Source organism: Arthrobacter sp. 10N418 (genome assembly GCF_056394725.1).
Genome location: NZ_JBFTIK010000006.1, coordinates 127,836 through 143,176, shown reverse-complemented (window position 1 = coordinate 143,176; position 15,341 = coordinate 127,836). Strand labels below are relative to the sequence as shown.

General features: G+C 67.0%; 16 protein-coding genes. 9 read left to right on the top strand and 7 right to left on the bottom strand.

What is annotated here, in order from left to right; genetic code table 11:
- Positions 1-30: 30 nt before the first annotated feature.
- Entirely contained in the window at positions 31-1,494 is a 1,464-nt protein-coding gene (locus AC1DCZ_RS06820; protein WP_476893781.1) for an amino acid permease, read from the bottom strand.
- Positions 1,495-1,739: 245 nt separating this feature from the next.
- Here AC1DCZ_RS06820 and AC1DCZ_RS06815 point away from each other — a divergent pair, with 245 nt between their 5' ends.
- The 6 genes from AC1DCZ_RS06815 (at position 1,740) to AC1DCZ_RS06790 (ending at position 7,519) form a co-directional block, all read left to right on the top strand.
- Positions 1,740-2,501, top strand: a complete 762-nt coding sequence (locus AC1DCZ_RS06815; RefSeq protein WP_476973908.1) for a lysostaphin resistance A-like protein — start codon at positions 1,740-1,742, stop codon at positions 2,499-2,501.
- Between the two features lie 156 nt (positions 2,502-2,657).
- On the top strand, positions 2,658-3,938 hold the full coding sequence (locus AC1DCZ_RS06810; protein WP_476973907.1) for a S1C family serine protease: 1,281 nt from the start codon (positions 2,658-2,660) through the stop codon (positions 3,936-3,938).
- A gap of 41 nt (positions 3,939-3,979) precedes the next feature.
- Complete coding sequence (locus tag AC1DCZ_RS06805) at positions 3,980-4,420, top strand: VOC family protein (RefSeq protein ID WP_476973906.1); 441 nt, start codon at positions 3,980-3,982, stop codon at positions 4,418-4,420.
- A 21-nt stretch (positions 4,421-4,441) separates the two neighbouring features.
- Positions 4,442-5,410, top strand: a complete 969-nt coding sequence (locus AC1DCZ_RS06800) for a 1,4-dihydroxy-2-naphthoyl-CoA synthase (protein ID WP_476973905.1) — start codon at positions 4,442-4,444, stop codon at positions 5,408-5,410.
- A 10-nt stretch (positions 5,411-5,420) separates the two neighbouring features.
- Positions 5,421-6,581, top strand: a complete 1,161-nt coding sequence (locus AC1DCZ_RS06795; RefSeq protein WP_476973904.1) for an AMP-binding protein — start codon at positions 5,421-5,423, stop codon at positions 6,579-6,581.
- Between the two features lie 56 nt (positions 6,582-6,637).
- Positions 6,638-7,519 (top strand): 1,4-dihydroxy-2-naphthoate polyprenyltransferase, encoded by an 882-nt coding sequence (locus AC1DCZ_RS06790; protein WP_476973903.1) that lies wholly within the window; start codon positions 6,638-6,640, stop codon positions 7,517-7,519.
- Between the two features lie 73 nt (positions 7,520-7,592).
- On the opposite strand, the gene AC1DCZ_RS06785 is transcribed toward AC1DCZ_RS06790, so the two are convergent.
- A complete protein-coding gene (locus AC1DCZ_RS06785; RefSeq protein WP_476973902.1) occupies positions 7,593-7,901 on the bottom strand; it encodes a DUF4229 domain-containing protein in 309 nt (102 codons plus the stop codon).
- A 129-nt stretch (positions 7,902-8,030) separates the two neighbouring features.
- Between AC1DCZ_RS06785 and AC1DCZ_RS06780 the strand changes: the two genes are divergently transcribed.
- Positions 8,031-8,453: a PLD nuclease N-terminal domain-containing protein gene (locus AC1DCZ_RS06780; protein WP_476973901.1), complete on the top strand. Its 423-nt coding sequence runs from the start codon at positions 8,031-8,033 to the stop codon at positions 8,451-8,453.
- A gap of 67 nt (positions 8,454-8,520) precedes the next feature.
- On the opposite strand, the gene ccsB is transcribed toward AC1DCZ_RS06780, so the two are convergent.
- From ccsB to AC1DCZ_RS06755, 5 genes are read right to left on the bottom strand one after another with little or no spacing between them, the layout of a single operon-like run.
- Positions 8,521-9,642, bottom strand: a complete 1,122-nt coding sequence (gene ccsB / locus AC1DCZ_RS06775; protein ID WP_476973900.1) for a c-type cytochrome biogenesis protein CcsB — start codon at positions 9,640-9,642, stop codon at positions 8,521-8,523.
- On the bottom strand, positions 9,642-11,495 hold the full coding sequence (gene resB / locus AC1DCZ_RS06770) for a cytochrome c biogenesis protein ResB (RefSeq protein WP_476973899.1): 1,854 nt from the start codon (positions 11,493-11,495) through the stop codon (positions 9,642-9,644). Before resB ends, ccsB begins: the two co-directional genes overlap by 1 nt.
- Complete coding sequence (locus tag AC1DCZ_RS06765) at positions 11,495-12,250, bottom strand: cytochrome c biogenesis CcdA family protein (RefSeq protein ID WP_476893770.1); 756 nt, start codon at positions 12,248-12,250, stop codon at positions 11,495-11,497. The genes resB and AC1DCZ_RS06765 overlap by 1 nt, the downstream gene beginning before the upstream one ends.
- Positions 12,251-12,261: 11 nt before the next feature.
- Complete coding sequence (locus AC1DCZ_RS06760) at positions 12,262-12,879, bottom strand: TlpA family protein disulfide reductase (protein WP_476973898.1); 618 nt, start codon at positions 12,877-12,879, stop codon at positions 12,262-12,264.
- Between the two features lie 2 nt (positions 12,880-12,881).
- Positions 12,882-13,547 (bottom strand): histidine phosphatase family protein, encoded by a 666-nt coding sequence (locus AC1DCZ_RS06755; RefSeq protein ID WP_476973897.1) that lies wholly within the window; start codon positions 13,545-13,547, stop codon positions 12,882-12,884.
- A 213-nt stretch (positions 13,548-13,760) separates the two neighbouring features.
- Here AC1DCZ_RS06755 and AC1DCZ_RS06750 point away from each other — a divergent pair, with 213 nt between their 5' ends.
- The gene (locus AC1DCZ_RS06750) at positions 13,761-14,309 is read left to right on the top strand and encodes a YceI family protein (RefSeq protein WP_476893767.1); all 549 of its coding nucleotides are present in this window, start codon (positions 13,761-13,763) and stop codon (positions 14,307-14,309) included.
- A 215-nt stretch (positions 14,310-14,524) separates the two neighbouring features.
- Positions 14,525-15,166 (top strand): hypothetical protein, encoded by a 642-nt coding sequence (locus AC1DCZ_RS06745; protein WP_476973896.1) that lies wholly within the window; start codon positions 14,525-14,527, stop codon positions 15,164-15,166.
- The last annotated feature ends 175 nt before the right edge of the window (positions 15,167-15,341 follow it).

The window sequence follows — 15,341 nt, the reverse complement described above, 5'->3', positions numbered from 1 at the left end:
CGGGGACGGGGACGGGGGCAGTGGCGGTTCCTAGCTGAAGAGCTCGTTCTTGGGCCCGTTGTTCTTGACCTTCTGCCAGCCGAGCCACAGCACGAGGGCGAAGAACGGGACCGTGGCCAGGGTCCACAGACCCAGCTGGAAGACCTCGCCGGTTGCTTTGTCGGTCATCGTGTCGAAGCCGATCAGCACGGTGATCGCCAGCAGCGCGACCAGTCCGGCCCAGCTGGTCCAGGGCGAACCCGGCATGGGGAGCTCGGAGACGCGGCCCTTCTGGTGGCGCAGCGCGATCTGGCTGGCGAAGATGGCGCCCCACGTGAAGATGACGCCAATGGAGGCGGTGTTCAGCGCGAGGTCGAAGGCGTGCGAGCCGCCGAGCCAGATGTTCAGCAGGATGCCGACGAGGTAGAACGCGGCGATGGCGAGGATCGCGGCGTAGGGCACGTGGCGGGAGGACATTTTGGTGAGCCACTGCGGGGCGTGCCCGTTGTTGGCCATGGTGCGGAACACGCGCCCGATCGAGTAGAGGCCCGAGTTGCACGAGGACAGCGCCGCGGTGATGACGATCATGTTCATGACATCGCCCACCCAGCCCAGGCCCATCTGGCCGAACACGGTGACGAACGGCGAGGTGCCGGCCTTGTACTGGTCGGACGGCAGCAGCATGGCCAGGAGGAGGACGGAGCCGACGTAGAAGACCACGATGCGGAGCACGACGGCGCGGATCGCCTTGGGGACTTCACGCTTGGGGCTCTGCATCTCACCGGCCGTGATGCCCACGAGTTCGATGCCGTTGTAGGCGAAGATGACGGCGTTCAGGACGAGGACCATGACGAGCGCCCCCTTCGGGAACATCCCGCCGTCGCTGGCAAAGAGGTTGGCCGCGGAAGCGTGGCCGGTGCCCACCTTGGCGTTGGTGACCACCATGAAGGTGCCGACGGCCAGGAAGATCAGGATGGCCCCGACCTTGAGGCAGGAGGCCCAGAATTCAAACTCGCCGAAGGCCTTGACGCTGAGCAGGTTCACGGCGACGAGCAGCGCCAGCGCCGCGATGGCGGACGCTTCGACCGGCACGTTGGGGAAGAAGAACTGGAAGTACAGGCCAATCGCGATCAGTTCCGCGATCCCGGTCATGCCCCAGTTGATGAAGTACATCCAGCCGGAGATGAAGGCCCCCTTCTTGCCGAACATTTCCCCCGCGTAGCTGACGAAGGAGCCCGAGGTCTGCCGGTACATGATGAGCTCGCCCAGTGCCCGCATCAGCAGGTAGGCAATGACCCCGGCGACGGCGTAGGAGAAGATCAGTGCCGGGCCGGTGGAGGCCAGCCGGCCGCCGGCACCCATGAAGAGCCCGACGCCGATGGCGCCGCCCATGGAAATCATGGTCACGTGGCGGCCGCTCAGGGTCTTTTTGTAACCCTCGGCGCTGAGAGTGGAGTCGACGACGGCGGATTGCGCCGGCGCGCTCTTAAGTTCGGTGGCAGTACTTTGTGGCACAACTATTCCTTGCAGGTCGGGGTATGGCCGGGACTGGACCGTGGATCCGGGTACACGAAATTCGGGTTGAGGCCCGGAAAGGGCAACAATGTGTACCGAACCTCACAAAGGGTCGAAGCCTCGCGCGGCACGTCCATCGTACTAGCTTTCGCGGCGGCGCCGTGACGCGGACAACATCCGGCCCCGACCCGGGCGCTCCACCCGCCCGTCCTGCCGCTCCCCTGCTCCGGCGCTAGGCTGGTGGCATGGGCACAGCTCTCCGTACACCACCCGCGCCGCAGCCGGAGCTTTACCGGTTCTCGGGGCTCGATTTCGCCACTGCCGGACTCTATGTGGCTGTCGCCGGATTTTTTGCCGTGGCGGGCGACCTGCTCGCGCCGCTGCTGCTGCAGTTGTCGCCGAATCCCGCCGTGGCGTCCTACGCCGTGAACCTGATTTTCTACGGAACAATCGGCCTGCTGGCCCTGGCCGCCGCGCGCCGCATTGCCCGCCGCGACCTCCGGGTCCTGGCCACCCGGCCCTGGTTCACCGTGTTCATGGTTCCGCTGGCGGTCGTGGCGATGCTCATCCTCACCGCGGCGCTGGTAACGCTCAGCGGGCCGGTGCAGACGTCCGCCAACCAGGCAGGCCTCCAGGCGCTCATGCAGCAAGTCCCGGCGTGGCTCATGGTGCCCCTGCTGGTGGTCGTGGGGCCCTTCGTGGAGGAGTACATGTTCCGCCACCTGCTGATCGGCAAACTCAGCCGGCGCGTCAACCTGTGGGTCTGCTGCGCAGTGTCCGTCGTGCTCTTCGCGGCCCTGCACGTTGTCGGCCAGGAGCAACTGACCCTGCAGGTGCTGATGCCGTATCTGGCGATGGGCGCCGTGCTCGTATTCGTGTATGTGTGGACCGGGAAGAACGTGATGTTCTCGTACTTCGTGCACGCCACGAAAAACCTCATGGCCGTCGTCTTCATCTACGCCATCCCGCCGGAGATCCTGGAGCAGCTGCAGCAGGTCCACGGCTAGCCGCAGCACCGAGCGGGGTAGGGATTCGCACCGAGTGGGGCAGATCCTCGGCGGCATTCCACGCGGATCCCCTCTAGTTCTTCGCCGGCGTATGCGCTATCTTGAGGGCACTTCGCGATAGCTTGGGTGGGCTGGAGCGGCAACCTTGTATTGGGGATGACTGCCATGAAAGCCCACGCCCATCGAATGTTCGCACTACCGGCCGCTACGGCGATGTCGACGCTTCTCGCGCTGACCGGCTGCGTGTCCCCTCCCGCTGCGGCACCGGCCGCACCGGCGGCACCCAACACCCCGACGGCCACGTCTGCAGTCCTGACGCCCCCGCCGCGCACCAGCGAGGCGTCCGCCACGGCACCAGCGCCCACCGCCAGCCGCCAGCAGGGCGGGTGGGCCGGCACCGTCGCGAATGTCAGCTCCGGAGTGGCAAAAATCAACGTCACGCTGTGCGATGCCGGCGGCGTCGGTACCGGCTTCCTCATCGCCGACGACCTTATCGTCACCGCCGCGCACGTCGTGAAGGACCAGGCAGCCATCAGCATCAGCCTCGGCACGGAGATCTCGAGCGCGCAGGTGCTCGGTATTGATGAGACGGCCGACCTTGCTCTTCTGCGCACCGCCCATCTGGTCCGCGGCCATATCTTCGACTTCGTCAGCGCTCCGCCGGCACTGGGGGAAGACGTCGCAGCGCTGGGCTTTCCACTCGATGCCGACCTCACATTCACCGCAGGACGTGTCAGCGGGCTGAACCGGGAGCAGACAATCGGCACAAGAACGGTCAGCAACCTGATCCAGACCGACGCCGCCATCAATCCGGGAAACAGCGGAGGCCCGCTGCTGACCATGGACGGCAAGGTGGCGGGGATCGTGAGCTCCAAACGGGCCTGGGTTTTCGGCGCCGGCAGCGAAGGCAACTACAGTGCCGAGGGCACGGCCTTCGCTGTCGACGCCCGCAAGGCTGTCCTCGCCGTCGAGAGCTGGAAGAACCGCACCACTCCGCTGCCCGCGACCAGCTGTGGCCTGCCGGCACCGGCAGCCACCAGCGAGATAGCCGTCACGGTGAATTCCGATCACCCGCAGGCCGCCAACATCACCCAGAGCCTGGTCTTTCACGGCCAGTCAATCAACCGCGGTGCATACGACCTCGCCTTCGCCATACTCACGCCCGAGATGCAGGACCGGATGGGCGGGCTTGGGACATGGAGGGAGGGCCTCGGCTCGTCTTTCTGGCGAACACTGGTCGTCGAGGACGTGGCCGCTGCCGGACCCGATCTCAAGGCATCCGTCCGGCTAAGGACCGTCCAGGACGCGCAGCACGGACCCGGCGGGCAGACATGCTCCGAATGGGATCTTGACTACCTGATGACATGGGATGGATCGATCTGGCGGATCGCGGATTCCGTGACCCCGCAGGAGCCTCCGGCGCCTTGCACGGCCTAAACCCCTTCCGGTGCGGGCCCCGGCGCCGTAGTTTTCTTTCCATGACACTGAACATCCAGATCGCCGTGGACTGCATCAACCCGCACGAGCTCGCAGACTGGTGGGCCGAAACCCTGGACTGGGCCGTCGAGCCCCAGGACGAGGGCTTCATCCGTTCCATGATCGAGCAGGGCTTCGCGACGGAGGCGGACACCCTGCGGCACAACGGCAAACTCGTATGGGGTGCCGGCGCCGCGATCCGTCCGCCCGAAGAGCTCGACGCCAAATCGCCCGCCCGCCGCGTTCTCTTCCAGACAGTCCCGGAGCAAAAAACCGCCAAGAACCGGGTCCATTGGGACGTCAGGCTCGCCGGCGCGGACAAGGACGAGGTGCGCGCGGCCCTGGAAGCCCACGGCGCAACGTTCCTCTGGACGGCAAACCAGGGGCCGCATTCCTGGCACACCATGGCCGACCCGGAGGGCAACGAGTTCTGCATCAGCTGAGCCGATTACTAGACTCGGACTGTGAGCAACGAAATCCCCGCCAAGGTATCCGACGTCTTTGACCCCACCCGGTGGCGCACCGTGTCCGGTTTCGACGACTTCCAGGACATGACCTACCACCGGCAGGTGGAGCGCACCGCCGACGGCGAAGTGGTCCGGGACCTGCCCGCCGTCCGCATCGCGTTCAACCGCCCCGAGGTCCGCAACGCGTTCAGGCCAGGCACCGTCGATGAGCTCTACCGCGCCATGGACCATGCCCGGATGACCCCGGACGTCGCCACGGTCCTGCTGACCGGCAACGGCCCCTCCCCCAAGGACGGCGGCCACTCGTTCTGCTCCGGCGGGGACCAGCGGATCCGCGGCCGCGACGGCTACCGGTACGCAGTACAGGACCCAGCCGAGGGTGAGACGAAGGAGACCATCGACCCCGCACGCGCGGGCCGGCTGCACATCCTGGAGGTCCAGCGGCTCATGCGGACCATGCCCAAGGTGGTCATCGCCGTCGTCAACGGCTGGGCGGCCGGCGGCGGCCATTCGCTGCACGTGGTCTCGGACCTCACCATCGCCTCCCGCGAGCACGGCAAGTTCAAGCAGACGGACGCCACCGTGGGAAGTTTCGACGCCGGCTACGGCTCGGCACTGCTGGCCCGCCAGATCGGCCAGAAGTCCGCGCGGGAGATCTTCTTCCTGGCCCGCGAATATTCCGCCGAGGACATGGTCCGCATGGGCGCCGTGAACGAGGCCGTGGACCACGCACGCCTCGAGGACGTGGCCCTGGAATACGCCGCCGACATCGCCCGGCAGTCCCCGCAGGCCATCCGCATGCTCAAGTTCGCTTTCAACCTGGCCGACGACGGCCTGGCCGGCCAGCAGGTCTTCGCCGGCGAAGCGACCCGCCTGGCTTACATGACGGACGAGGCCGTCGAGGGCAAGGAAGCCTTCCTCGAAAAGCGTGATCCCGACTGGTCCAAGTTCCCGTACTACTTCTAAGGCGGAACCCATGACATCCGGAGCTGTGAACATCGAACCTGCGCTCAAGGCGCTCGCTGCTGCCCTCCACGGCGAGGGACCCGCCGTCGAACTCTCCGCCGGACCGGACGGCGGCCCGGTCCTGGCCTTCCCCGAAACGCCCGGCATTGAGGATGCGGCCGTCGTGGTGCGGACCTCCGGGTCCACCGGCGCGCCGAAGGCCACCGTCCTCACCGTGGATGCCCTGGCGGCTTCCTCGATGGCGACCGCCTTTGCGCTCAAGGGCGAAGGCCAGTGGCTGCTGGCACTTCCGGTGCAGTATGTGGCCGGCGTCCAGGTCCTCGTCCGCTCGCTTTTCGCGGGGACGCGCCCGTGGGTCATGGACCTGACCGGCGGGTTCACTCCGGAGGCCTTCACCGCCGCCGCGCTCGAGCTCACGGACAAGATCCGCTTCACCTCGCTCGTCCCGACCCAGCTGCAGCGGCTCCTGGACGCCCCCTCGACCGAGACGCTGGCCGTGCTGCGGCGCTTCAACGCCATCCTGCTCGGCGGCGGCCCGGCGTCTGCGGAGCTGCTGGAGGCGGCCCGGGACGCCGGCGTGCGGGTGGTGGGCACGTACGGCTCGGCGGAGACCTGCGGCGGCTGCGTCTACGACGGCTTCCCGCTCGAAGACGTCCTGGTCCGCGTGCAGGACGACGGCCGCATCCTCCTCGGCGGCGCAACCATCGCCGCCGGATATCTGGGCGCCCCCGACCTTTCTGCCGAGACCTTCCTCGAAGAGGACGGCGTCCGCTGGTACCGCACCAATGACCTCGGCCATCTGGACGCTGAGGGCCGGCTCACCGTGCTCGGCCGGGCCGACGACGTCATCATTACCGGCGGCGTGAAAGTCTCCGCCGCTCACGTGCAGGCGGAGCTGGAGAAGCTCGACGGCGTGCTGGCCGCTTTCGTGGCCGGCGTCCCCTCGGCCGAATGGGGCCACGCGCTGGCCGCCTACGTCGCGGTCGCCGACAACTCCCCCGAAGGAATCGAAGCCTTCACCGCCCGCCGGCACGCGTCCTGGGGTCCGGCGCTGGGACAGCTGGCGCCGAAAACCGTCCTTCCGGCGGCCGGACTGCTCATGCTGCCCAACGGAAAACCGGACAGGCTGGCCATGACCGTTCTGCTGGACTCGCTGCATCAGGGAAAATAGACAAGCCGCACCCGGCTTTTGACGAACCGACACCAAACCAACACGAGGTACTGACCGTGGCCACAGCCGCACAATGGATCCAAGGCGCCCGACTGCGCACCCTGCCGGCCGCGATTGCGCCCGTCCTGATCGGCACCGCGGCTGCCTACGAGATGGACGCGTTCCGTCCCCTCAACGCCGTGCTGGCCGCGCTGGTGGCGCTGCTGCTGCAAATCGGAGTCAACTACGCCAACGACTACTCGGACGGCATCCGCGGCACGGACGAGGACAGGGTGGGGCCGCTCCGGCTCGTCGGATCGGGCGCCGCCACCCCCGCACACGTCAAGTGGGCGGCGTTCAGTGCGTTCGGGCTCGCGATGCTCTTCGGACTGGGCCTGGTGGTCATCACCCAGACGTGGTGGCTGATCCTGGTGGGCGTCGGCTGCGTCGCGGCCGCCTGGGGCTACACGGGCGGCAAGAATCCGTACGGCTACCTTGGCCTGGGCGACGTGTTCGTCTTTGTCTTCTTCGGCCTCGTGGCCACGCTCGGGACCACGTACACCCAGGCCGGCCAGCTCAGCCTCGCCGCCATCATTGGCGCCATCGGCACGGGACTGATCGCCTGCGCCCTGCTCATGGCCAACAACGTCCGTGACATCCCCACCGACAGGAAGGCCGGCAAGAAGACCCTGGCCGTGCGCCTCGGGGACAAACATGCCCGCGAAAGCTACGTGCTGATGCTCGCCGTCGCGATCCTGCTGGTGATTGTTTTGGCCCCGGGACGGCCCTGGATGTTGATCGTGCTGCTGCTGATCCCGGCCAGCCTGATGCCGTCCTGGCTCATGATCGCCGGGCGGCGGCGCAAGAGCCTGATTCCAGTGCTCAAGCAGACCGGGCTGATCAACCTCGGCTACGCCGCCCTGTTCTCCCTGGGCCTGGTCCTGAGCCACGGGTTCTAACGAGGGTCCGGCGCAGGCCTGACGCGGGCCTGACGGCACTCAGCCTGCTGGCCGGGCCGCGTGCCGCAGGGTCCTAGGAGTCCTCGGGCCGGCTGTCCGTGCGGACGGTGATCTCCGGGTTTGCGTCCACCAGGCGGTCCTCGGCGTCGGCGTCCGCCACTTCCCCTGCGCTGCGCAGGGGCTTGGCCTTGCCGGAGAAGCGGTGGTGGAGCGTCGCGGTGGCCGCGTCCCGCTGCTTCTGGAAAAAGAGGAAGCTGATGGCGAAGGACATCATTCCGGCGCACAGGACAGCCAGCAGCCATCCCAGCTGCAGGTAGACGAACAGCGCGAACAACGGCACGAAGAGTGCCAGCCGGATCAGGGTGTATTTGAGGAAAGCCACGTTCCAAGTTTAGCCGTCCGGCGGCCGCCCGGACCCAGCCAGCGTTCCCGTACCGGGTTCGACTCCCTGGGCGTCCGCCGGGACCCCGGGGCCACCGCCGTCGGCGCCCCCGACGGCTAGACTAAACGTATGCTCCGTGTGGTGGTCCCGATCGTCGTCCTCGTCGTATTTGTCTACGGACTGATCGACGCAATCCGGACTGACCCGCAGCTGACGAAGGGCATTTCGAAGCCGGCGTGGATCGTGGTGCAGATTGTCCTGCCGGTGATCGGCGCCGTGTTGTGGTTCATCATCGGCCGGCCGCGAGGCACCGGCCCGGCGCCGGCCAGCTATAGCCATCCCCTCGCCCCGGATGACGACCCGGACTTCCTGCGCAACCTCGAAATCCGGCGCCGCAAGCAGGCCGAAGCCGAGCGGCTCAAGAAGCTCAAGGACGAACTCGACGCCAAGGAGCGCAAGCTCGACGCCGGCAGCGGTGAACCGCACGGCAGCTCCGGGGACGCCCACGAATCCGGCGACGCCGGCACGCAGGGCACCGACGAGGTCAAGTAGGCACCTTTTTAGGGGCCGGCCCGCAGGCCGCACCGGCAGTCCCGGGCCCGCGCCTACAGTCCCGGGGCTACAGTCCCGAGTAGGAGTGCAGCCCGTTGAAGAACTGGTTGACGATGGTGAAGTTGAAGACGACGCACAGGTAGCCGACAATCGACAGCCAGGCCGCGCGGGTTCCGGTCCAGCCGCGGGTGGCGCGGGCGTGCAGGTAGCCTGCGTAGACCACCCAGATCACGAAGGTCCAGACTTCCTTGGTGTCCCAGCCCCAGAACCGGCCCCAGGCCTTCTCGGCCCAGATGGCGCCGAACATGAGCGTGAAGGTCCAGCCCACGAACGCTATGGCGTTGATCCGGTAGGAAAGGTTCTCCAGGCTCAGGGCGTTCGGCACGAGGCGCATGAAGCCGAGCTTGTCGGCGCCGCCTGCCGCTATGGTCTTCTGGCGGTGCGACTGCACGAGCTGCAGCGCTGACATCGCGAAGGTCAGGGTGAACAGCGCGGAGGACATCACGGCGATGGAGACGTGGATGAGCAGCCAGTAGCTTTGCAGCGCAGGCACCAGGTGCCCGACGGGCGTCCAGAAGGCGATGGAGGCCGCAACGAGCATGATGATGGCCAGGCCGATCACGAACGTGCCGAGGAAGCGCAGGTCGCGGCGGATCAGCACAAGCAGGAAGACGGCCACGGCCACGAACGCGCCGGTGGTGAGGAATTCGTACATGTTCCCCCACGGCACCCGGCCTGCGCCGAAAGCTCGCGTGATGACGCCGGCTGCGTGGATCGCTGCGCCGAGGACGGTCAGCGCGACGGCGACCCGCGCGGGCACGCGCCGCTCGCTGCCGTAGCGCATGCCGCCGTCGGCGGTCAGGCCGATGCCTTCCTGGGCAGTGCGTGAGGACGGCCGCTCGGCGCGGCCCACAGGGCCGCTGACGTCCGAGTCGGCGCGATCGGCGGGCCCGGCCGCGTCCGATCCGACGCCGCCCGCTCCGACGCCGGCTCCGACAGGAACCTTGGCCGCCTGGACGCCGGCGGCTGCCCCGGAGAGCTCCGCGGCCTTGAGGTCCACGGCGCGCAGCATCTTGCTGCTCTTGGCTAGGTCCCAGGCGAAGGCGATGAAGGCCACTGTGTAGGTGCCGGCGGCCAGCAGCATGAAGAGCTCGCTGTACTGGCCCATGGTTTCGTTGATGGGGAACATTACTGGTCCTTCTTTGGCTCGTGCGAGCCGGCTGTTGACTGGATGAAGTCTGCTTCGGGATGTTCCAGGAACGTTTGCCCTGCACCGGCGTCCGTCGCGGCAGAATCCGCCCGGTCATTATGCACCGTTCCGCTGGGAGCCGACTGGGAATCCCGGCCGGCAGCTGCGGCGGAGGGGTCGTCGTCGCCGAGCTGCCATGCGTTGACGAGCAGGGAGCGCAGGGCGGCGGCTTCGCCGGCGAGCCGGTGGTCCTCGCCGCGGGCCAGCAGGCCGTATTCCACCATGGTGCGGCCGTCGGCATGCGTCCCGGTCCGGATCCAGACGCGGCGGCGGTTCACGTACAGGGACGTAACGAGGCCGGCAACGGCCACGAGCGCAAAGATCAGCGCATAGAGCTGGCCCGGGTTGTGGTGGATGTCCACGCCGACGTACCGCTTCACGCCGTCGAAGCTGATGGAGCCCTTGCCGTCGGGCAGCGTGTAGCTGGCGCCCGGGGTCAGGACAATGCCCTTGGTGGGCAGGTTGCGGGCGTTGAGCGGGGTCAGTTTCTGCACATCGAGCTCAAACACGTTCTGCGCGGTGCCACCGTTCAGTCCGAGGTCGCCGAAGTACGAGTTCAAGGTCAGCTGGGGGTTGATGAGCTCGGGATCAGCACTGAAAGACACGCCCTGGTCCGTGACGAAAGCGGTGGGCAGGAAAAACCCGGCAAAGGCAAGCTGCTCGGGCTTGGCGTCCGGGACCTTGATGACCACGGAGGAATAGTAGTTCTGGCCCTGGAGCTTGGCCACGACGGGGCCCTGCATGGCGATGTTGCCGGCACCGTCGCGGACGGTGACGACCGGCGCGTAGCCGTTGCCGGTGAGGTAGACACTGGTGCCGCCCAGGCTGAGCGGATCGTTGACCTTGAGCACTTCCTTCTTGGCGGGGGCGTCCGGGGTCTCTTTGGTGGTCACATCGGCTTTGAAGTCGATGGGCTGGCCGAACTTGCCTTTTGATTCGCGGTCAAACGTGATGTCGAACTTGTCCAGCTGGACCGAGTAGGGCTGGAGCTGGCTGCTCTGGAAGTTGGTGCCCGGGGTGAATTGGTCGTAGCCGACGAGCGTGTTCACGAAAGTGTCGCCCTCCACCAGGATCCGCTGGCCGCTGTAGCCAAACAGGCCGCCGGCCGCTACCGAGACCAGCACGCCGATCAGCGCAGTGTGGAAGAGAAGGTTGCCCACTTCCCGCAGGAACCCGCGCTCCGCGCCCAGGGACGGCCGCGCGCCGTCGCGGTCCCTGATGTCCACCCGGTATCCGCGCTTTTTCAGCACCGCGGCGGCGCCCGTGATGGCGTCCGACGCCGGGATCCCGGCGTCGGCGGGAATCACCAGCGTCCCGTACTCGGGCAGCCGCGAGAGCCGTGCCGGCGTGCGCGGCGGCTGCGAGCGCATGGCCTTGTAGTGCGCGATGGCCCGGGGTATCACGCAGCCGATGAGCGAGACGAACAGCAGGATGTAGATCGCGGAGAACCACGCGGAGGAGTACACGTCGTAGAGCTGCAGCGAGTCCAGGAGTTTGCCGTAGTCCGGGTGGTCCTTGATGTACTGCGTCACGATCGAGGGGTTGGCGGGGCGTTGGGGGAACAATGATCCCGGAACGGCTGCGACCGCCAGCATCAGCAGCAGGAACAGCGCGGTGCGCATGCTGGTCAGCTGGGTCCAGGCCCAGCGGAGCATGCCCACCGGGCCGAGCGACGGCAGGACGGCCTCGGCCTTGGCCTTGGCTGAGGCAACGGGGTTGGCGGCGTCAGGCTCGGCGCCGGGATTTGCGGCGTCGGCCGGGGACTTCTTCTTTACGTTCACTCGCTCGCTCATCAGATCGGCAATTTCACATCGGTTTGGAACCAGTACTGCAACCCGGAAACCCAGGCCCCCCACACACCGCTGGCCATCAGCAGGCCCAGCACAATCAGGATGCCGCCGCCGGTGCGCTGGATGGCGAGGCGGTGTTTGCGGAAGAAGGACATCACTCCGACGCCGCGGCGCACGGCCAGGGCAATCAGAAGGAACGGGATCCCCAGCCCAAGGCTATAGACGAAGGCCAGGAAGGCGCCCTTGGCCGCAGAGGAGCCGCCCGAGAGGCTCAGCAGCTGGACGGCGGAATAGGTGGGGCCGATGCACGGGGCCCAGCCCAGCCCGAACGTGATGCCCAGCAGCGGCGCGCCCCACAGCCCGGCCGGCGGTTTGGCATGGATCTTGGCGTCGCGCTGGAGCCAGCCGAAGCCGCCCATGAAGACGACCCCCATGACAACCACCAGAATCCCGAGCAGCTGGGTGATCCACTTGTTCTGCGAGCCGGTGATCAGGGTCCCCAGCTGGCCGAACGCCCCGCCGAGCAGGACGAAGACCGCAGAGAAGCCCAGGACGAAGAGGCCGATGCCGGCCAGCATGCGGCCGCGTTTCTGTTTCTGCAGGTCGACACCGGTCAGCCCCGTGACGTAGCCCAGATACCCGGGCACGAGGGGCAGCACGCAGGGCGAAAGGAAGGAGACGAAGCCGGCCAGCAGCGCCACGGGCACGGCAAGCAGCAGCGAACCGTTCAGGATTGCTTCGGCGAAGGGGCTGTTCACGCAGGCCGCCGCTACTCGGCCACGGCGGCGTCGATGAGGGACTTGAGGGTCCCTTTCTGGATCTCGCCGAGCACGCGGGAGGCGACGCGGCCCTGCTTGTCCAGCACGAGCGTGGTGGGGACGGCGCCCGGGGGCACCAGGCCCGAAACGGCCAGCAGCACGGCGCCGTCCTTGTCGTTGAAGCTCGGGTACGTCAGGTTGAACGACTTCTCGAACGCGTCCGCCGTTGCCTTCTCGTCGCGGAGGTTCACGCCGAAGAACTGCACGCCCTGGCTCTTGAAGTCCTGGTGCAGGGCCTCGAGCGACGGCGCTTCGACCCGGCAGGGGGCGCAGGCGGCAAACCAGAAGTTCAGGACGGTGACTCTGCCCTGGAAGGCCTCCGGCGTCACGGCGGTGCCGTCGAACAGGGTCCCCTTGACCGCCACCGGGCTCTTGCGGTCGGCGGCGGCGAACTCGGTCACGGATCCGTCACCGGCCACGTAGTTCTTGTTGTCCCCGGCCTTCGCCTGTTTTGCGAGCGCATCCTCCTGGGCACAGCCGGACAGCCCGAGCACTACCGCCAGGGCGGCGCCGCCAGCAGTCAAAATGCTGCGGCGGGACGGAGTTGCGTTCCGGTCGCTGCCTCGCACGCTCAGGCTCCCGGGGTGCTGGCGGCACCGGGCAGGAGGGCGGCGGCGGGCTCACTGTAGTCAACACGGAGGAGGTTGCCGGCGTCGTCGAACACGAAGGACGTCAGCGATGTCAGGGTGCATTCGCGCTTGCGCGGATCGTGCCACAACGGCTTGCCCTCGGCGCTGAGCCGGGTGGCCCAGATGGGAAGCTGATGGCTGACCAGGATGGCCTCGGCACCGTCGCCGCCGAGCTCGATGGCGCGCACGCGCGCATCCTGGACCGCCGCGATCACCCGGGCAGCCTGCTCCTGGTAGGGCTCTCCCCAGGAGGGGCGGAACGGGTTGCGCAGCATCGGCCAGTGCTTCGGCTTGAGGATCTCTGCCTTGGTGACGTGCATTCCCTCAAAGTAATTGGCGGCCTCAATGATCCGGGCCTCGGTAACAACGTCGAGGTTGAGTGCCTCAGAGATGGGCCGGGCGGTCTCCTGCGCACGGGTCAGCGGCGAAGCCACGAGGTGAACGATTTTCGCCCCGTCCGCGGCGCGCTCACTGAAGTGGTCCGCGAGCACCCGGGCCATCTGCCGGCCGAGCTCGGAGAGGTGGAATTCCGGCAGCCTGCCGTACAGGACGCCGTCGGGATTGTGGACCTCGCCGTGGCGGAGCAAATGAACAGTGGCTTGGGGCATGTGTACCAGTTTCGCAAAGATGTCGGGCGATTTGAAATCTTCTACGAGAAGTAGAACTGAAGAGTTTCAAGAAATGTTCCCCGGAGTTGGAATAAAAGATGCAAATGCATGTTTATACTGGGTGAAGCGGTTAGTTGAGACTTCAACCAATGATGCTTCAACTAACGATCAGACGAACACCGGCACGACCCACCCGACCCAAGGAGAACCACCATGGCACTTCCCACCAACGTCACCACCGGAACCTGGACGCTCGACAACTCGCACAGCGAGATCGGCTTCACCGTCCGCCACGCAGGCATCAGCAAGGTCCGCGGACAGTTCAAGGACGCCGAGGCGACCCTGGACCTGGCCGAGAACGTAGCCGATTCCAAGGTCAACGCCACCATCAAGACCGCCAGCTTCGACTCCGGCGACGTCAACCGCGACGGCCACGTCCGCGGCGAGGACTTCTTCGACGTCGAGAACTTCCCGGAAATCTCCTTCGTCTCCAGCACCATCGTTCCGAAGGGCGACGCCTACGAACTGCAGGGCGAGCTGACGATCAAGGGCGTTACCCGCCCGGTCGCCCTCGAAACCGAATTCAACGGCGTGGCCGTGGACCCCTTCGGCAACACCCGCGCCGGCCTCACCGCCGAAACCACCATCAGCCGCAAGGACTTCGGCTTGACCTGGAACGCAGTCCTCGAAGCCGGCGGCGTGCTCGTCAGCGACAAGGTCGCCATCAACCTGGAACTGGCTTTCATCGCTCCGGCAGCCTAGTCAGCACCTCCCAGGACTGACCGGCCGACGCCGGACGTCCGCATCCAGCGCCCCGTTTCGTCACGTGATGAAGCGGGGCGCTGGCTTTTTCCCTCGGGGGCCCGTGCGGAGCGCTTGAGGGTTCGCCGGACGCGTGCAGGTGCCGCGGTCGACCCGCCCCGCAGCTGGCCCAAATTCCCTAGAGAACAGGGGCACCGCGGTCTAGAGTGAACCTCATGACCAACCCCAGCGACGTACCCCCGCCGGAGTACGGTGGCGCCCGTCCCGCGCCGGCAGGCCATGTCCCGCCGGCCGGTTCCGAGCCGCCCAGGATGAACCCGCAGGGTCCCCCGGGGTATCAGCCGCCCGGCCAACAGGCACCGGCGGACGGGGTCCGCTTCGGAATGCCGGCGGACCGCCCCAGGAGCTTCAGTGACGCAATGCCCCACGGGGGCCTCTCGGGTATGTTCAGCGTCACCGCCATGCCGACCGAGCTCAAAGTCTCCTACTGGATCTGGCTCATCGGCGGGCTCCTCGGCCTTCTCGGCGGAGTCGTAGGCCTGTTCGGATCCTTTGTCATCTTCGCTTTCGCCCCGGCTGTGGGCCTGCTGGTGCTCCTGCTGGTCCTGGTGGCGCTCACGCTGGCGGCAGCCCAGATCATCCTGGCCATGAAGATGAAGGAAGGCGGGGAGTGGGCCCGCTTCGCCCTCACGATTGTTGCCGGCATCTCTTTGGTTCTCGCTGTCGTCAACGCCAGCGCCGTCGCCGGCAGGGGCGGCGGCAGCATGCCGAGCTTCGTCATCAGCCTCGTAGCTACCGTGCTCATGTGGCTGCCCAACTCCCAGGCCTGGTTTGCCGGGCATCGGGGCCGCATTTGACGCGCTCGCGCCCCGGAATTCCAACCGCGGGTTGCCCCGGAATTCCAACCGTGACCGCCGCAGGGGCACTTGCCCTGCGCAATCTCATGGTCTTCCGAGCCGGGACCGAGAATACCTCTCCGGAATGATTCGCACGGCGGCACGGCCGCGGTACGGTGGAATCAAACCATGCTGG